At 54.7% G+C, this 373-nt stretch carries 1 rRNA gene; it reads right to left on the reverse strand.

Features of this window, described 5'->3' with window-relative positions:
- A 23S ribosomal RNA gene (locus IG65_RS0134135) occupies positions 1–373 on the reverse strand; the annotation flags it as partial.

Raw genomic sequence — 373 nt, forward strand, 5'->3', positions numbered from 1 at the left:
ACGGTACTAGTCCGCTATCGGTCACCAGGGAGTATTCAGGCTTACCGGGTGGTCCCGGCAGATTCACAGCAGATTTCACGGGCCCGCTGCTACTCGGGTGCCTGCTACAACAGAGAACACGTTTTCGTCTACCGGACTCTCACCGTCTACGGTTGGCCGTCCCAGACCAATTCGACTAACGCGATCTTTTCTGACTGTCGCCCAGATCGGCAGATCTGAGAAAGCAAGTCCCACAACCCCGGCTATGCAACGACTGCCGTCTATCACACACAACCGGTTTAGCCTCTTCCGCTTTCGCTCGCCACTACTCACGGAATCACTATTGTTTTCTCTTCCTGTGGGTACTGAGATGTTTCACTTCCCCACGTTCCCT

Origin of the sequence: Nocardia sp. NRRL WC-3656 (assembly GCF_000720265.1) — a bacterium.
GTDB lineage: Bacteria > Actinomycetota > Actinomycetes > Mycobacteriales > Mycobacteriaceae > Nocardia > Nocardia nova.